Here is a 15,193-nt window from a genome sequence, read left to right as displayed (position 1 = left end):
AATCCTGCAAGTGGCATCATTTCCCTGGAGACAGCGGGAAAAGTTCCGCGTGGAGGAGGACGGACGATGAGGATTCGGATCGGATTGACGTCGGGAGTGGCACTCGCGACCGCGGCGGTAATGATGGTGTCAGGGTGCTCGAATTCCAGTTCGGACAGCGGAGCTGATTCCGGCGACGCCAACACGATCACGGTCTACAACGCACAACACGAATCGCTGACCCAGGAATGGGTCGACGCCTTCACCGCGGAAACAGGTATCCAGGTGGAAGTGCGCAACGGCAGCGACACCGAGCTCGGCAACCAGTTGGTCGCCGAGGGCGACAAATCACCGGCCGACGTGTTCCTCACCGAGAACTCCCCCGCGATGACGCTGGTGGAGAACGCCGGGCTCTTCACCGACGTGAACCAGGACGTCCTCGACCAGGTCCCGGCCCAGTACCGCCCATCGAGTGGCAAGTGGACCGGCATCGCGGCTCGTTCCACCGTCTTCGCCTACAACAAGGACATGCTGCCCGAGGACCAGCTACCGAAGTCGCTCCTCGACCTGCAGGACCCCGCATGGAAGGACCGCTGGGCGGCGTCCCCCTCGGGAGCCGACTTCCAGGCCATCGTCAGCGCCCTGCTCGAACTGAAGGGCGAAGACGCCACCCGGCAGTGGCTGGCCGGGATGAAGGACAACGTCCGCACCTACAAGGGCAACGGCACCGTGATGAAGGCCGTCAACGCCGGTGAAATCCCCGGCGGCGTGATCTATCACTACTACTGGTTCGGCGACCAGGACAAGACCGGCGAGAACAGCAACAACGTCGCGCTGCACTACTTCAAGAACGAGGACCCGGGCGCATTCGTCAGCGTGTCGGGAGGTGGCGTCCTGAAATCGAGCACCAAGCAGGATGCGGCGCAGCAGTTCCTGAAGTTCGTCACCGGACAGAAGGGCCAGGAGGTCCTGCAGACCGGGACATCGTTCGAGTACACCGTCGGCAGCGGTGTGCCCGCCAACCCGAAGCTGGTTCCCCTCGCCGACCTGCAGGCCCCGCAGGTCGACCCCGCGAAGCTCAACAGCCCGCAGGTCACCGAGCTCATGACCGAAGCTGGTTTGCTCTGAATCTCACACTGATCGGCCGCGGACGGTCGGCGGACGCGGACACCCCGCGCCGCCGAACCGCCCGGTCGAGCATGCCGCTCCCGCTGGCCGCCGCGGCGCTCGCCGTGGTGGCCGCGTCGTTGCTTCCGCTCGGATACGTGATCGTGCAGAGCATCGACACGGGCTGGGACACCGCGTCGGCGCTGTTGTTTCGGCCGCGGGTGCGCGAACTGCTCGGGAACACCGTGCTGCTCGTCGTGGTCACGGTACCGATCTGTCTCGTCGTCGGGGTTGCCGCAGCGTGGTTCGTGGGACGTACCGGCGTCGTCGGCGCCAAGGTGTGGGCTGTGCTCCTCGCGGCGCCGCTGGCCGTTCCGGCGTTCGTGAACAGCTATTCGTGGGTGACCGCGATACCGTCGCTCGGCGGACTGTTCGGTGGCGTCCTCATCTCGACGCTCTCGTACTTCCCGCTCGTCTACATCCCGACCTTCGCGACCCTGCGCCGCCTCGACCCCGCCGTCGAAGAGTCCGCCCGAGCCCTCGGCGCCGGCTCCTGGGCGGTGTTCTTCCGTGTCGTGGTGCCGCAACTGCGCCTGGCCATCGCCGGCGGCGCCTTGCTGGTGTCGCTGCACCTGCTCGCCGAGTACGGCGCCTTCGTCTTCATTCGGTTCGACACCTTCACGACCGCGATTTTCGAGCAGTACCAGTCGACGTTCAACGGCACCGCGGCCACCATGCTGGCCGGCGTCCTCGTGCTGCTGTGTCTCACCCTGCTGGTGATCGAGTCGGTGGTCCGGGGCAGTGCCCGCTATGCCCGGATCGGTTCGGGGGCCGCGCGGCGGGCCGTCCCCGTCGAACTCGGCTGGCGGTACTCGCCGCCCGTTCTGGTGTTCCTCGCCGGCCTGATCGCGCTGTCGGTCGGGGTTCCCGTCATCAGTGTCCTGCGGTGGCTCGTCATCGGTGGCAGCGCGGTGTGGAAGTGGGACTCCGTGTGGGCCGCGGTCGCGCAGACACTCGTCTTCGGGATCGTCGGTGCGGTGGTGACGTGCGTGCTCGCGTTCCCGATCGCCTGGATCTCCATCCGCCATCGTGGCCACTTCAGCCGTTTCCTCGAAGGCACTACCTACATCTCCAGTGCCCTGCCCGGCATCGTGGTGGCGCTCGCATTCGTCACGGTCACCATCCGCTACGTGCATCCGCTCTACCAGACCGTCTCAGTGGTGATTGCGGCGTACGCGCTGCTGTTTCTCCCCCGCGCCCTGGTCAATCTGCGGGCCGGTCTCGCTCAGGCTCCCGTCGGACTCGAGGAAGCGGCCCAGTCTCTGGGGGTGTCGCCGTGGGCGGCGTTCTTCCGGGTGACCCTGCGGCTGGCTGCCCCGGCGACGGCGGCCGGCGGAGCGCTGGTCTTCCTCGGGATCGTCAACGAACTGACCGCCACGCTGCTCCTCGCGCCGACCGGTACACGCACGTTGTCCATGCAGTTCTGGTCGCTGAGCAGTGAGATCGACTACGCAGGTGCGGCGCCGTACGCGTTGATCATGATCGTGCTGTCGCTGCCCATGACCTACGTTCTCTTTTCCCAGTCGAAAAAGGTAGCAGGACTATGACATACGCACTCGAGGTGGAAGGGCTCGACAAGTCGTTCGGTGCCGCGGCGGTGCTTCGCGACGTCGCCCTCACCGTCGAAGCCGGATCGACGACCGCCATCCTGGGACCCTCCGGATGCGGAAAGACCACGCTGCTCCGCCTCGTCGCGGGGTTCGACAAGCCGGACGCCGGCACCATCGCGCTCGGTGGCCGTGTCGTCGCCGGCGGCGGATGGACACCGGCGCACCGGCGGTCGGTGGGCTATGTCGCGCAGGACGGTGCGTTGTTCCCGCACGCCACGGTCGGCGCGAATGTCGGCTTCGGACTCCCCCGTCGGGCCCGCACCCACTCGAAGATCGCCGAACTGCTCGAGATGGTGTCCCTGGATTCGGCGTACGCCACCCGGCGTCCCGATCAGCTGTCGGGTGGGCAGCAGCAGCGTGTGGCACTCGCACGAGCGCTGGCGCGGGAACCCGAACTGATGCTGCTGGACGAACCGTTCTCCGCTCTCGACGCCGGACTGCGGGCCAACACCCGCAGGATCGTCGCCGACGTCCTGGCGAAGGCGGGCATCACCACCATCCTCGTGACGCACGACCAGCCCGAGGCCCTGTCGTTCGCCGACCGGGTTGCGGTGATGAGTTCGGGCCGGCTGGCCCAGATCGGCACGCCCCGCGAAATCTATTCCGCCCCCATCGACGTCCCCACCGCGGAATTCATCGGGGATGCCGTCGTGCTGGGAGCGCACGTCGAAAGCGGGCGTGCCCGCTGCGCACTCGGCAACATCGCCGTGACCGCCAACGGGGTGCGCGGCGATGCCCGAGTCATGTTGCGCCCGGAGCAAATCGAGGTCACGAGCGACGGTGCCGGAGTGTCGGGGACAGTTGTCGATGTCGAATACCTCGGCTCCGAGATGCTGCTCGGCATCCGACTCGACACACCCGACGGGGTCCTCCCCGAGCGAGTCACCGTCCGCCGCTTCGGCGCCACACCGCTCGCCCCCGGTGATCGCGTCGGCATCCGCGTCCTCGGTGAGGCCGTGGCCTACGAACCCTGAATCCCCAGCCCCTACAGCTCGTCATCGCCGACTCCCAGGCCACCGTCACGGCCTCGATCTCCGAGTGCACCGCAGCATTGCCGTCTCGTGTCGTGTCCATGAAACCAGTGTGCTGCCGGATTGTTTCGGTGCAGCCCGAAACGTCCCGGACCTATTCTGGTGCCATGGTCCGCCACTCGTCTGCCGACGGGGTCGCCGGTGACGCCGACGTCGCCCGGGTCGCCGCCTTGATCGGCGATCGGACCCGAGCCCGGGTCCTGATGGCGCTCGCCGACGGGCGCGCACTGCCCGCCGGCGTGCTCGCCTCCGAGGCGGGGGTCACCGTCATGGCCGCGCTACTCGACCAGGGGCTGCTCATCGGTGGGGACGGGCGCCACCACCGTGACGGTGCCGCCGTCGACCGCCTGTCCGCTCCCGGCGGCGACGTCAGTTACCGGCTGACCTCCCACGGCCGCAGCCGGTTGACCACCTTCGGCGTGGACCTGCCCGCGCCGGGCCGGGAACGGCGGGCGATCCGTTACTGCGTGGACTGGTCCGAACAGCGTCATCACCTTGCCGGACCGCTCGGCGCCGCGCTCACCGACCGCATGTTCGACCTGGGATGGCTACGCCGCACCGACCAACGACGGGTCGTGCATCTGACCGACGCCGGACGCCACGGCCTGCACGATACCTTCGGTGTGCCCGAGGACTGGGACGAGCGCGCCTGAATTATTCGACGGATCAACGAGTTCCGCGCCTGTCGCGTGTCACTGCTCCGCATCCGCGGACAGCGAGGCGAGCTGGTGCCGGACCGCGGCGGTGACGCGCTGCCGGTCGTCGGTGGCGAGGAGATCGAGCAGAGCGCCCCGCAGCACTGCCAACGCCGCGGTGCGACGGACCGCACCGGCCTCGCTGTCCTTCTCCGGCTGAGGTTGGCACGCGGCGAGGACGGCGAGCCAGTCGTCGACCGTCGAACGGGCGAACCCGGCCCACGCACCGTCGGGTTCGACGAGTGAGCGGGCGTACGCCTCCGTCCACAACCGCAGCAACGGTCGATGCTCCTCGGCGGCCAGCCACTCCCACACCCGCTCGACCGCCGCGGGCAGCCCGATCGGCTCCGCGCCCGCGGCCTGCCCGAGTCGGTCCAGCATCGCCAGTTCGTCGCTGCGGGCCTTCGCCAGCAGTGCGCGCACCAAGCCGTCCTTGTTTCCGAACAGGAACATCAGCACCCGCGGGCTCGAGCCGATCGCCGCCGCCAACGGACGCAACGACAGATCAGCCAACCCGTGCTCGAGTGCGTAGCGGTAGGCGGCGTCGAGCAACTCGGTCTGCCGCGCGGACGGGGTTGTCGTTTCCCTGGTCACAGCGGTAGCCTACCTCCACTGAAACAGTCGTGTCAGTGAGCGCCGATCATGGCCGCGCTCCGGGAAGGAAACCCATGACTTCGCAACCACCCCAGCGACCGGAAGTCGTGGTGCGCCAGGCCGACCGCCCCGGCGATCCGGGCTGGACCGTGATGGCCCACGGCGAGATCTACCACCGGCAGTTCGGATGGGACGCAAGCTTCGAGGCACTGGTCGCACAGATCGTCGCCGACTACGCCACCGACCACGACCCGGCCCGGGAAGGCGCCTGGATCGCCGAGGTCGACGGCGAACGCGTGGGTTGCGTCCTCTGCGTCGCCGGCGACGAACCCGCGGTCGCCAAACTACGGATCCTGCTGGTCGCCCCGACCGCTCGCGGTCTCGGCGTCGGGTCCCGGCTGGTCGAGCGATGCGTCACCTTCGCCCGCGACGCCGGCTACCGGCAGATCACACTGTGGACCAACGACGTGCTGGCGTCGGCCCGCAGAATCTACGAGGGCGCCGGGTTCGTCCTCACCGACGAAGAACCGCACCACAGCTTCGGCCACGACCTCGTCGGCCAGAACTGGACACTCGACCTGAGCGTGACCACGACGGCGACCGGCAACTGACGACCTACGACGGTGCCGGCAGCATGTCGAGGACGGCCCGGTCGGCGCCGGCGGCCGTCAACGCCGACCGGGTCGCGGTGAGCCACGCATCGGCCCACGCCGGTTCGATGCCGCGCAGCAACTGGTACTGGGCGCGCCAGGACGCGGCCCGGAAACCTGACTGTTCCGGTGGATGCAGACGCAGAGCGATGCGCTCGGACACCGACTCCGCGACCCAGGACACGAACTCGTCCGGATCGGTGGTGTGCCGGTCCGACAGCAACCGATCGCGTTCCCGGACGGTCAGATGCCACCCGCCCTCGGGAGCGGTCCAGCAGAACGGACGCGCGTCCTCGTGCGCCTGCCCGAGCGCCGGCAGGTCCTCCGGGCGCGCACCCATCCGCTCCGTCACCTCCAGGATCCGCCGGCGCATGTCGTGATCGAGCAGATCGCCGTTCAACGGATCAACCACGTGCACGTCACTGCAGCGGGTACACGCTGCGCACATACCCGGCGCACCGCAACCAGCTGACATCGACCTTCGTCCCGCATTCGGCGACCTGCGGCAGCAACTCGGGCACCACCTCGAACTGCGTTCCCAACCCCTGCTGCTCGAACCACGGTGCGATAGGACCGGTGTACAGGGGAAGGGGCTTCGTCACGACGTAGACGTGGTAGTTGCAGAAGTCCGCGGGATCGGACACCAGGTTCACCGGCGGAAGCGCGCGGGAGGTGTAACTCGCGCCGGCCGGGGCCAGGAAGTTGCCGCCTTCGCTGCCGTACCGGTCGATCAGCGTGCCGACATCCAACTGCCCCTGCACCCGCTGAGGATTGCCACTGCCGTCGAGGACGTAACCGCTCTTCGGCGGGTACTTGAAGGAACCCGCCGGAACCACGGCCGGATCCCAATACTTGCTCAGAAACTGATCGGCCGTGAGCTCGCCGGTGCGCTGGTATCCGGCGAGCTGCTCCGCAACCGGGAACAGATCCGACAGCGTCTGCGGCCCGAGCCTCCGGTCACCGTCGAACAACTCCGTCGAACAGCCCTGCCCGCCGAGAAGATCACTGGAACCGGCCGACGACCCCGGCGCCGCACCGGCGACTGCCCCTTCGGCGAACAGAACCGACAACACGAACCCGAGAACAAGGAACAGCTGGCGATAGCGATGCATGATGAACCCTTCCCCCTCGAAAGACGATTCCGATGCGGTCCCATCCGACCGGGCATCGATCACAGCAAGATCATTTACGAAAGAATCGTGACAGATCCGGCCGTGATCGTGACCGAACCTGCGACCGCGCGTCGCCCCCAACGGAATAGGACCCACCACCGGGGATATCCAATCCCGACACCTCGCGGCCGGCGACCCTGACCTGGCCCTTTGCGAGGGCCGTCACACCCCCCGGGCGCACCCCGTGCCGCACGGGGCTCTACCCTGGCGCGGTCAGAACACGCAGATCACGAGGTTGAACAGTTATGGCCACCGATTACGACGCCCCCAGAGTCACCGATTCCGACGAGTCGACGGACACGTCGCTCGAACAGTTGACCGCCAGCAGGAAAGACTCCCAATCACCCGCGGTGGACATCGACGACACCGACCCCGCCGAATCGTTCGAGCTGCCCGGCGCCGACCTGTCCGGTGAGGAATTCACCGTCCGCGTCATCCCGAAGCAGTCCGACGAATTCACCTGCACCAGTTGCTTCCTGGTGCATCACCGCAGCCGGCTCGCCCCGGGCGAGCAGCTCATCTGCCGGGACTGCGTCTGACAGCACCGAAGCGCGCGCGTCTGCGGCAATGACCGGACGCGCCACGGTTTGCGTGCCATCCTCGGGGGATGGCACGAACGTGGTTGTCGGTGACGGTGGAACTGCTCGGCGGGCGTGGCGAGGAACTGTGGCCGTGGCCCGGCCGGGTTTTCGCGGTCGGGCCGTCGCACACCTTCATGGATCTCGCGAATGCCGTCAACGACGCCTTCGCCCGCTGGGACAGGTCTCATCTGTCGATGTTCACCCTCGCCGATGGACGAGTGGTCACCGACGCGGAGACGCGGGCCGAGATGGCCGGGTCGCGCGGAGGGCCATCATGGAGCCGGTGGATATCGAGACGGCCAAGGTCGCTCGGCTCCAGGTGCCCGGAGCGGAGTTCCAGTTCACGTTCGACCTGGGCGATGACTGGACCCACCGTTGTGTGGTCGGCGACGACAAGGTCGACCCCATCGAAGTTCTGGGAATCGCACCGAAGAAGCCCCTGCCTTACTGGGGCTGGGGAAGCATCCCCGATCAGTACGGGCGCCGGTGGGCCGACGACGACGGGCAGAGCCGGGCGCCGAGCAGACCCGCCCATCCGCATCCGATGATGTCGCACGCGTGGCCCGGACTCGAACAGATCGCTCCGCTCGACCTGTCCGAGTTGCGCGGAGCCATCGCGACAGCAGATGCAGCCCGGCTCCCGGGACGGCTGGCGCGACATGGCGGCCTTCGCCGAGCGGCATCACGATGCGGCATTGCGGGATCGGCTGTTGCGGGCGATCGAGGGCAAGGGCGCATTTCACCGGTTTCGCGACCTCATCCACCAGGAGAGCGTCGTCCAACAGTGGTTCACCTTCTCGACCGACCGCCAACTGGGTCGTGCCCGCGAGTTCCTCGCCAGCCAGGGCATCCGTGCTGGCTGACGGATCGGACGTACCCGCGCGGACCGACGGAACACGATTTTCGTCGTTCCGCGATGAGTTCGGCCGGCTCGTCCGGTCTGTCTATTCGTATCCCGGTCCATCCGATCGCTGAAGGAGTCGCCCGTGCCCCGCACCCGCATCCACAACATGAACATCTCTCTCGACGGCTACGCTGCAGGCGAGCACGTGACGTTCGACGCTCCGATCGGCGGTGCCGAGCGGCTGTTCGGCTCGTTCGACGGACGCGTCATCCACGGCGTCGATCGGGTTGACGACCCGATCACCCTGGACCGCGCCGTGACCAGCCTGTGGGGTCAGGGAATCGGCGCGGAGATCATGGGCCGTCGCAAGTTCGGGCCCCAGACCGGCGAGTGGCCCGACGACGGGTGGCGAGGCTGGTGGGGCGACGAACCGCCATTTCGCACACCGGTGTTCGTCCTGAGCCACCACCCACACCCCAGCATCGACTTTCCCAACGGAACCAGCTTCCACTTCGTCGATGCGCCACCCCACGAGGTGCTGCGCCTGGCTCAGGACACTGCCGGCGGTCAGGACGTCCGGATAGGCGGAGGCCCCTCGATCGTGCGGCAGTTTCTGGCAGCCGACCTGATCGACTTCATGCACCTCGTGATCGTGCCCATCACCCTCGGGCGTGGCGTATCCCTCTGGGAAGGCTTGGACGGCATCGAAGACCGCTTCACCATCGAGACCGTCGCCTCCCCCAGCGGACTCACCCATCAGTTCTGGAACAAGAACGTCGGCTGAGGTTGGCGACGGGCCGCCGCTGCCGTCAGAGTCGCGTGGAGTCGGCGAGGGACTTACCGCGGGTCTCGGGCGCCCAGGCGGCACTGACCGCGAGGCCGATCACGGCGATCGCGGCGGCGCCGAGCATGGTCGGGCCGATGCCCCAGCGGTCCAGGGCGATCGGGACCATGTAGGTACCGATCGCCCCACCGACCCGGCTCAGTGACGACGCCAATCCCACGGCACTGCCCCTGATTTCGGTGGGGAAGAGTTCGTTGGGGTACACGAGCTGAAGAACCTGGGCGCCTCCGGTGAAGATCGCGTACGTCGCGAACAGGCACAGGATGACGGGTACCGGACTGCCCGGGAACAATCCCAACAGCAGCAGCGTCAGCCCGGACCACGCGAAGCTGTGGATCAGCAGGGTGCGGCGGCCCAGCTTGTTGATGGCGGTGAGCGCGATGACGCAGCTGACCAGCAGCAGGATCGTGATGGCGGCCGACCCCATGTTCGCGACCCGCCCGTCGAGGCCGAGGCCGGCGAGGATCCTCGGCCCGAAGGCGTACACCGCGAACAGCGGCACCACCGACGCCGTCCAGAAGGTGGTGACGAAGGCGATCCGTCCGAGGTAGCCCGACTTCCGGAGCGGGCCGATTGCCCCGGCGGAGCGCCCGGACTCGATCTCGAGTGCGGCGTGGGGGCCGAAGACTTTCGTGACGATCGCCTCGGCTTCGGCGACGCGTCCCTTGCCGGCGAGCCAGCGCGGTGACTCCGGTGTTCCGGCGCGGGCGAGCACGGCCAGGGCTGCGGGTACCGCGGCGCTGGCCAGCACCCACCGCCACCCCTGATCACCGAGTCCGCTGACGAGGTCCCCGACCAGATAGGCGGACGTGGCACCGAGGAACCACATCACGGTGAGGGAACCGATGAAGGGGCCACGATATTTCTTCGGGGTGAACTCGGTCAGTAGTGAGGCGGCCACGGGGTAGTCCGCCCCGATCGCCACGCCGATCAGAACCCGGAGCAGGAACAACCACCAGAAGCCCTCGACCCAGAACTGCGCGACCGAGAAGACGGCGACGACGGTCAGGTCGAACGCGTAGAGACGACGGCGGCCGAAGCGGTCGGTGAGCCGACCGCCGAGGAGCGATCCGAGGAAGATGCCGATCGTCGCCGAGGCGGCAATGAGGCCCTGCTGCGCCGAACTCAGACCCCACTGCGGCGTGATCTGCACCGTGGCGATGCCGATGATGCTCAGCACGTACCCGTCGAGGAAGGGTCCCCCGCCGGCGTGGAGCGCGAGCCGTTTGTGGAAGGGCAGCAACGGGGCGTCGTCGACGAGGAAAGACGCTGTCCGGGCGTGAGGTGGCTGGTCCATCGGTTCTCCTGAGCTGATTGCGGTGAGTATGCATTCGCCGCCCGTTTGTTGACCATTCGACTCGGGTCGAAACGGTCACCTCGAAGAGATTTGAATCATAAATACCTGAGCAGGCGCACAGCACAATATGCCAGCTCACCCGCACGGAGATCTGCTCTATTATTTGTGAGTCGATCGCGGCGAAGGGGGTGCACACGTGTCACTGTCCGAGGCGGAACGACGGGCCCTCGAGCGCCTGGTGTCGGCGCCGACCACGCCTCAGGCGTTGGCCCTGCGCGCCCGCATCGTTCTCGCGAGTTCCGAGGAGTCGATTTCCACTATTGCTCGCTCCCTTGGGGTCTCGCGCAACACGGTGCTGAAATGGCGGACCCGATTCGACACGGACGGCCTCCCGGGGCTCGCGGACCTGCCGCGGCCGGGTCGTCCGATCGCCGCAGGGGACGACGTGCACCGTGCGATCCTGCGTATGCCGCTGCAGCGACCACCGGACCGGGGGTGGACGACACGCACGATCGCCGACGCACTCGGCACCAATCAGGCGGCGGTGAGCCGGGTTCGGCACCAGTGGTTCGCAGATCGGCCCGACCTCATCTCACGTGCGGTCCTGGACTCGTCGAACTCGATGGTGCTCGCGGCCGTCCTCATCGATCCCCGTGTGCGGGTTCTCGTCTTCCACCCGCCGGCGACGCCCGCCGCGCGACCGCGCAGCAGACAGTCGAGTGCGCTCACCGAATCCGTCCGCGTCCTCCTGTCGGCTCAGTTCGCCTTCCCTCGCGACACCCCGGCCACCGGGAACGACATCTCCCCCACGCTGTTGACCGCGTTGGGTGAGGTCGACGCCACGGTGCCGCCGGATCGGCCGATCACCGTGCTCGTCGATCGTCCGTCACCGCCTCGGGTGCACGGTTGGCTTGAAAGGCATCCCCGCTTCGGTGTGTATGAAGTCGGCCCCGACTCGTGGCTTGCGCAACTGAACTCGATCACCGCAGTCCTCGACCCTCGGCAATCGCCCGGACTGCTCGAACTCGCACACGAGGTGCGGCGGTGGGCGGAGCAACCGACCACACCATTCTTCTGGGTCCGCGCCTCACCCACCCGCGCTTCTCGCCGATCCGCAACCGACGACGACCAGCCGCGTTCCCCCTCGACGAGATTGGCGTCGGCAGTGGTCGACGCGTTACGCGAGTCCCTCGCCACCGGCGCGTTCCGGCCGGGGCAGCGCATCGCCGAACAGCCTCTCGCCACCCGGCTCGGGGTCTCGCGCGGACCGATCCGGGACGCCCTGAAGATCCTCGCCGAGGACGGACTGATCGAACTCGAGCCGCACCGCGGGGCGTACGTGCCCCTCCCCACCCAGCGCGACGTCTACGACACCTACACCGCCCGCGGCCCCCTCGGAGCCCTGCTACTCCGCCGCGTCGCCACGAACGGATCATCCCGTCTGACCGCGGCGAAAGACGCGCTCGACGACCTCGTCCGGCACGCGGAAATGCACGACGTTCCCGGCACCGGCGACGCCGACATCCGGTGGCAGGACACCCTCGCCGCCGCGGCCGACATGCCGAGGATCGAGAAGATGTTCGTCCGCCTGTCGCTGCAGTTACGGATGTTCGTCTCGATTCTCGGTCTCGAATACGCGTACGCGGTCGACGAGATCGTCGCCGACGACACCGCGATACTCCACGCTCTCGAGGCCCAGGATCCCGACGAGGTGACGCGGCTCTGGCGCCGGAAGATCGACAACGCCGTGACCTACATGGTCGGACAACTCGGCCACCTCGACTGACGATCCTCACCGAATCCTGGCCTGATCCCCGCACCGTTTGTCCGGCCGCGGTGGCAGCATTGGAGCTTGTAGCGCTATCCGACCGAAGGAGCGCCGAGAGATGAGAACCATGCGATCGGTCGTTGCCGACACGCTGGGCGAACCGTCCGAGGTTCTGCACCTGCAGACCCGCCCGATTCCGGAGCCGGGTCCCGGAGAGGTCCGGATCAGGATGGCAGCGGTACCTGTCCATGCCAGCGATCTCCACACGATCCGCGGCCGATACGGATTCACCCCGGAGTTCCCCACCGTGCCCGGAATCGAATCCGTCGGCGTGATCGACGAACTCGGGAGCGGTGCAGACGGTCTGACCGTCGGGCAACGCGTCATCACGATCGGAGTCACGGGCACGTGGCAGGAGTATGTCGTTGCCGAAGCCGAGCAGGTGTTGCCCGTTCCCGTCGGAATGAGCAATTCCACTGCTGCCCAGATTCTCGCCAATCCGCTCACCGCCGTGATCTTGACCGGTGACGAACTCGATGTTCGACCGGGCGAATGGCTCCTGCAGACGGCGGCCGGTTCGACCGTGGGCCAGTCGGTCATCCAACTCGGAGCGCACTTCGGCTTCAAGACCCTCAACGTGGTCCGCCGTCGATCCGCTGTCGACGACATCCTCGCGCTGGGGGGCACCGCGGTGATCTGCACGGAGGATGAGGACGTACGCGAACGGATCGCCGACATAGCGGGCCGCGACGGCGTGTCCAAGGCGATCGACTGCGTCTCCGGTCAGCTGGGTGCGGACATCTCGCGTGCGCTGGCACCGCACGGTGAGCTGATCGTCTACGGTGCGCTGTCCACGCACCGCCAAACCGATCCCGACAAACTCACCATCCCCATCTTCGCGCGCTCGCTCATATACGAAACCAAGACCGTTCGGGGGTTCTGGCTGTTCCGCTGGCTGACCGAGACCCCGAGGGATCGGATGGCCGCAACGATCGACCGGACGCTTCAGCTCGCCGACAGCGACGTGCTGCGCGTGCCGGAGGGCCAGACGATCCCCGTCGAAAAGTTCGGCGAAGCCGTCTATTTGGCCGAAGCTCCCGCGCATGGGGGCAAACCGCTACTGGTATTCGAATAATCGGCGGCCCGTTTTGCTGACCTGCCTTTCACGCACCGTTGGGAGGGTATGCGCGGTGAACAAGCCGTCATCGGCTCCGGCGGTTACGATTGCGTCGAATCGTCCGTCCGAGAGCCAGGGGTGCCATGCCGCAGTTGGATCAGGCGTTTGCCGATGCACAGGAGAACGTCAACAAGCTCACTTCGCGGCCGGACAACGATCAGCTGCTGCAGCTGTACGCGCTGTTCAAGCAGGGGTCGAAGGGTGATGTCGAGGGCAAGCGGCCCGGTCGGCTGGACATGGTCAAACGCGCCAAGTACGACGCCTGGGCCAAGTTGGCGGGCACGAGCAGCGCCGACGCCAAGCAGGGCTACGTCGACCTGGTAGCGCGGCTCACGCAGGGCTAGGCGGTAAGTACCAGGTTCGCGTCTTCTGCGGTCTCGGAGCCGCCGATCCGGGTGACGAGGCGATCGATCGCGTCGGCAACCGCTGTCGGTTGTTCGAGGATCACCGAGTGGCCGGCGCCGTCGATGCAGACGAAGTCGGCGCCGCCGACCTGCGCGGCGATTGACACCGAATGGGTGGGCGGCGTCATCAGATCCGCGGAACCGCACAGCACGAGCGTGGGAATCGCCGAGAGGGCCGGCAGTGTCCCGGACTCGTCGTAGGTCGCGAACGAGTTCAGGAAGCTGGTCATCGTCACGATCGGGGTCTGGTCGTGCATCGCGATGGCGAGCTCGGCGGCGTGTGGGCTGACCTTCCGGTCGCCGAATTCGGCCCCGCGGATGACCGGTGCGAATACCTTGCACCCGAGTCGCTTCACCTGCTCCATGGAGGTCGGTGCTCGGCGCACGGCCTCCTGGACCCAGGACAGGACCGGGGCGCGCAGCAGTCGGCCGAATCCCGCGTCGGCCAGCCCACTCGCGGCGGTCGCGATCAAGCCGATCCCGACGATGCGGGTGCCGATCTCGTGCGGATGTTGGCGGGCGAACGTCAGTGCGGTCATGCCACCCATGGAGTGTCCGACCAGAATGACCGGACCGGTGGGGGCGACGGCGTCGAGCACCGCGTGGAGGTCGCGGCCCAACTGCTCGAGGGTGTAGGTCGAAGCGGGCGCCACATCGGAATCGCCGTGTCCGCGATGGTCGTAGCTGACGATCCTGGCGTCGGTGTGCAGTCGCGTCAGCTCCTCCCGCACCAAGCTCCACGATTCGGAACTCAGGCAATGACCGTGCAGAAGGACGATCGTCACGGGGGCGTCGGTGGGGCCGTACTCGCGAACCGCGAGCGAAACACCGTCGTCAGCCGAGACCGTGGTCCTGCGCCGGACCAGGGTGGGGGTGGTGCTCTCGATCGACATGACGACCTCCCTCCTCCGTGCAGTGACAGGGTCTACTGTCCATCGCGCGGGATCGGGAAATAAGCACCCCGAGTGCTGTCCGTAGTCACCCGCGGGTGACCGCCCCGCCACCCAGGGTGGGTGCGGCCGCGCCACTCCGCCGAACCCCTTCCGAAGTGACGCGCGTCACACCGAGCCCGGTCGGCGTAACGTTCCCGGCCCTCTCGGACACCGTTCGATCAGCCGCAGACGCTGGGTCCGCGGCACTCCGGATCGGGAAATACCATGAGCACCACACGGCTTCGCCAGATCACCCACTCCGCCGCAACAACTTTCAGCAGCAGCACCGACCTGACCGGTGCGCTGATCCGCGCAGCGATCGCACACGGCGAACACGAGAAGCGCATCGGCGCAGAGGATCCGAACTGGCCCCACTGGTACGCCGCCTACATGGTCGCCGAGCAGGCCGGGACGGAGTTGCCCGTCTAGCCGCCTTCTGCACCGTCCA

Annotated in this window: 17 protein-coding genes; 12 read left to right on the top strand and 5 right to left on the bottom strand. The window is 67.4% G+C overall.

Annotated elements, in window-relative coordinates:
- Positions 1 to 66: 66 nt before the first annotated feature.
- From I1A62_RS27935 to I1A62_RS27920, 4 genes are all read left to right on the top strand, one after another.
- Entirely contained in the window at positions 67 to 1,107 is a 1,041-nt protein-coding gene (locus tag I1A62_RS27935; RefSeq protein WP_219455504.1) for an iron ABC transporter substrate-binding protein, read from the top strand.
- A gap of 71 nt (positions 1,108 to 1,178) precedes the next feature.
- A complete protein-coding gene (locus I1A62_RS27930; protein ID WP_124391852.1) occupies positions 1,179 to 2,693 on the top strand; it encodes an iron ABC transporter permease in 1,515 nt (504 codons plus the stop codon).
- The gene (locus I1A62_RS27925) at positions 2,690 to 3,730 is read left to right on the top strand and encodes an ABC transporter ATP-binding protein (protein ID WP_219455503.1); all 1,041 of its coding nucleotides are present in this window, start codon (positions 2,690 to 2,692) and stop codon (positions 3,728 to 3,730) included. The genes I1A62_RS27930 and I1A62_RS27925 overlap by 4 nt, the downstream gene beginning before the upstream one ends.
- A gap of 164 nt (positions 3,731 to 3,894) precedes the next feature.
- Complete coding sequence (locus I1A62_RS27920; protein ID WP_124391850.1) at positions 3,895 to 4,440, top strand: helix-turn-helix transcriptional regulator; 546 nt, start codon at positions 3,895 to 3,897, stop codon at positions 4,438 to 4,440.
- 39 nt (positions 4,441 to 4,479) lie between these two features.
- On the opposite strand, the gene I1A62_RS27915 is transcribed toward I1A62_RS27920, so the two are convergent.
- A complete protein-coding gene (locus I1A62_RS27915; RefSeq protein WP_219455501.1) occupies positions 4,480 to 5,076 on the bottom strand; it encodes a TetR/AcrR family transcriptional regulator in 597 nt (198 codons plus the stop codon).
- Positions 5,077 to 5,150: 74 nt separating this feature from the next.
- On the opposite strand from I1A62_RS27915, the gene I1A62_RS27910 reads away from it, so the two are divergent.
- Positions 5,151 to 5,687, top strand: a complete 537-nt coding sequence (locus I1A62_RS27910) for a GNAT family N-acetyltransferase (protein ID WP_219455500.1) — start codon at positions 5,151 to 5,153, stop codon at positions 5,685 to 5,687.
- Positions 5,688 to 5,691: 4 nt separating this feature from the next.
- Here I1A62_RS27910 and I1A62_RS27905 read toward each other — a convergent pair whose 3' ends face one another.
- The gene (locus tag I1A62_RS27905) at positions 5,692 to 6,138 is read right to left on the bottom strand and encodes an Imm63 family immunity protein (protein WP_219455498.1); all 447 of its coding nucleotides are present in this window, start codon (positions 6,136 to 6,138) and stop codon (positions 5,692 to 5,694) included.
- 7 nt (positions 6,139 to 6,145) lie between these two features.
- Positions 6,146 to 6,838: a TNT domain-containing protein gene (locus I1A62_RS27900; RefSeq protein ID WP_124391846.1), complete on the bottom strand. Its 693-nt coding sequence runs from the start codon at positions 6,836 to 6,838 to the stop codon at positions 6,146 to 6,148.
- Between the two features lie 305 nt (positions 6,839 to 7,143).
- On the opposite strand from I1A62_RS27900, the gene I1A62_RS27895 reads away from it, so the two are divergent.
- The 3 genes from I1A62_RS27895 (at position 7,144) to I1A62_RS27885 (ending at position 9,107) form a co-directional block, all read left to right on the top strand.
- The gene (locus I1A62_RS27895) at positions 7,144 to 7,437 is read left to right on the top strand and encodes a DUF4193 domain-containing protein (RefSeq protein WP_124391845.1); all 294 of its coding nucleotides are present in this window, start codon (positions 7,144 to 7,146) and stop codon (positions 7,435 to 7,437) included.
- A gap of 668 nt (positions 7,438 to 8,105) precedes the next feature.
- Positions 8,106 to 8,342, top strand: coding sequence for a hypothetical protein (locus tag I1A62_RS46555; RefSeq protein WP_257890555.1), 237 nt, complete (start codon positions 8,106 to 8,108; stop codon positions 8,340 to 8,342).
- A gap of 123 nt (positions 8,343 to 8,465) precedes the next feature.
- On the top strand, positions 8,466 to 9,107 hold the full coding sequence (locus tag I1A62_RS27885) for a dihydrofolate reductase family protein (protein WP_124391843.1): 642 nt from the start codon (positions 8,466 to 8,468) through the stop codon (positions 9,105 to 9,107).
- Positions 9,108 to 9,132: 25 nt separating this feature from the next.
- Here I1A62_RS27885 and I1A62_RS27880 read toward each other — a convergent pair whose 3' ends face one another.
- On the bottom strand, positions 9,133 to 10,464 hold the full coding sequence (locus I1A62_RS27880; RefSeq protein ID WP_219455496.1) for an MFS transporter: 1,332 nt from the start codon (positions 10,462 to 10,464) through the stop codon (positions 9,133 to 9,135).
- A 196-nt stretch (positions 10,465 to 10,660) separates the two neighbouring features.
- Here I1A62_RS27880 and I1A62_RS27875 point away from each other — a divergent pair, with 196 nt between their 5' ends.
- From I1A62_RS27875 to I1A62_RS27865, 3 genes are all read left to right on the top strand, one after another.
- Positions 10,661 to 12,250: a helix-turn-helix domain-containing protein gene (locus tag I1A62_RS27875; RefSeq protein ID WP_219455494.1), complete on the top strand. Its 1,590-nt coding sequence runs from the start codon at positions 10,661 to 10,663 to the stop codon at positions 12,248 to 12,250.
- Positions 12,251 to 12,350: 100 nt separating this feature from the next.
- The gene (locus I1A62_RS27870) at positions 12,351 to 13,367 is read left to right on the top strand and encodes a zinc-dependent alcohol dehydrogenase family protein (protein WP_124391840.1); all 1,017 of its coding nucleotides are present in this window, start codon (positions 12,351 to 12,353) and stop codon (positions 13,365 to 13,367) included.
- Between the two features lie 125 nt (positions 13,368 to 13,492).
- Positions 13,493 to 13,753, top strand: a complete 261-nt coding sequence (locus I1A62_RS27865; RefSeq protein WP_124391839.1) for an acyl-CoA-binding protein — start codon at positions 13,493 to 13,495, stop codon at positions 13,751 to 13,753.
- Here the strand turns inward: I1A62_RS27865 and I1A62_RS27860 are convergent.
- Positions 13,750 to 14,706, bottom strand: a complete 957-nt coding sequence (locus I1A62_RS27860; RefSeq protein WP_124391838.1) for an alpha/beta fold hydrolase — start codon at positions 14,704 to 14,706, stop codon at positions 13,750 to 13,752. The genes I1A62_RS27865 and I1A62_RS27860 overlap by 4 nt on opposite strands.
- A gap of 264 nt (positions 14,707 to 14,970) precedes the next feature.
- On the opposite strand from I1A62_RS27860, the gene I1A62_RS27855 reads away from it, so the two are divergent.
- Positions 14,971 to 15,174, top strand: coding sequence for a glyoxalase (locus I1A62_RS27855; RefSeq protein WP_124391837.1), 204 nt, complete (start codon positions 14,971 to 14,973; stop codon positions 15,172 to 15,174).
- Positions 15,175 to 15,193: the final 19 nt, after the last annotated feature.

This window comes from Rhodococcus sp. USK10, from assembly GCF_019378875.1.
Taxonomy (GTDB): domain Bacteria; phylum Actinomycetota; class Actinomycetes; order Mycobacteriales; family Mycobacteriaceae; genus Rhodococcus_F; species Rhodococcus_F pseudokoreensis.
The sequence above is the reverse complement of the archived record's forward strand: the minus strand, read 5'-3'. Positions and strand labels throughout refer to the sequence as shown.

Bases quoted from the DNA above. Each gene is read 5' to 3' on its own strand.
- I1A62_RS27880 (WP_219455496.1), bottom strand. From the start codon at position 10,464: ATGGACCAGCCACCTCACGCCCGGACAGCGTCTTTCCTCGTCGACGAC.
- I1A62_RS46555 (WP_257890555.1), top strand. From the start codon at position 8,106: ATGCAGCCCGGCTCCCGGGACGGCTGGCGCGACATGGCGGCCTTCGCC.
- I1A62_RS27910 (WP_219455500.1), top strand. From the start codon at position 5,151: ATGACTTCGCAACCACCCCAGCGACCGGAAGTCGTGGTGCGCCAGGCC.
- I1A62_RS27860 (WP_124391838.1), bottom strand. From the start codon at position 14,706: ATGTCGATCGAGAGCACCACCCCCACCCTGGTCCGGCGCAGGACCACG.
- I1A62_RS27930 (WP_124391852.1), top strand. From the start codon at position 1,179: ATGCCGCTCCCGCTGGCCGCCGCGGCGCTCGCCGTGGTGGCCGCGTCG.
- I1A62_RS27925 (WP_219455503.1), top strand. From the start codon at position 2,690: ATGACATACGCACTCGAGGTGGAAGGGCTCGACAAGTCGTTCGGTGCC.
- I1A62_RS27870 (WP_124391840.1), top strand. From the start codon at position 12,351: ATGAGAACCATGCGATCGGTCGTTGCCGACACGCTGGGCGAACCGTCC.
- I1A62_RS27895 (WP_124391845.1), top strand. From the start codon at position 7,144: ATGGCCACCGATTACGACGCCCCCAGAGTCACCGATTCCGACGAGTCG.
- I1A62_RS27900 (WP_124391846.1), bottom strand. From the start codon at position 6,838: ATGCATCGCTATCGCCAGCTGTTCCTTGTTCTCGGGTTCGTGTTGTCG.
- I1A62_RS27920 (WP_124391850.1), top strand. From the start codon at position 3,895: ATGGTCCGCCACTCGTCTGCCGACGGGGTCGCCGGTGACGCCGACGTC.
- I1A62_RS27865 (WP_124391839.1), top strand. From the start codon at position 13,493: ATGCCGCAGTTGGATCAGGCGTTTGCCGATGCACAGGAGAACGTCAAC.
- I1A62_RS27935 (WP_219455504.1), top strand. From the start codon at position 67: ATGAGGATTCGGATCGGATTGACGTCGGGAGTGGCACTCGCGACCGCG.
- I1A62_RS27855 (WP_124391837.1), top strand. From the start codon at position 14,971: ATGAGCACCACACGGCTTCGCCAGATCACCCACTCCGCCGCAACAACT.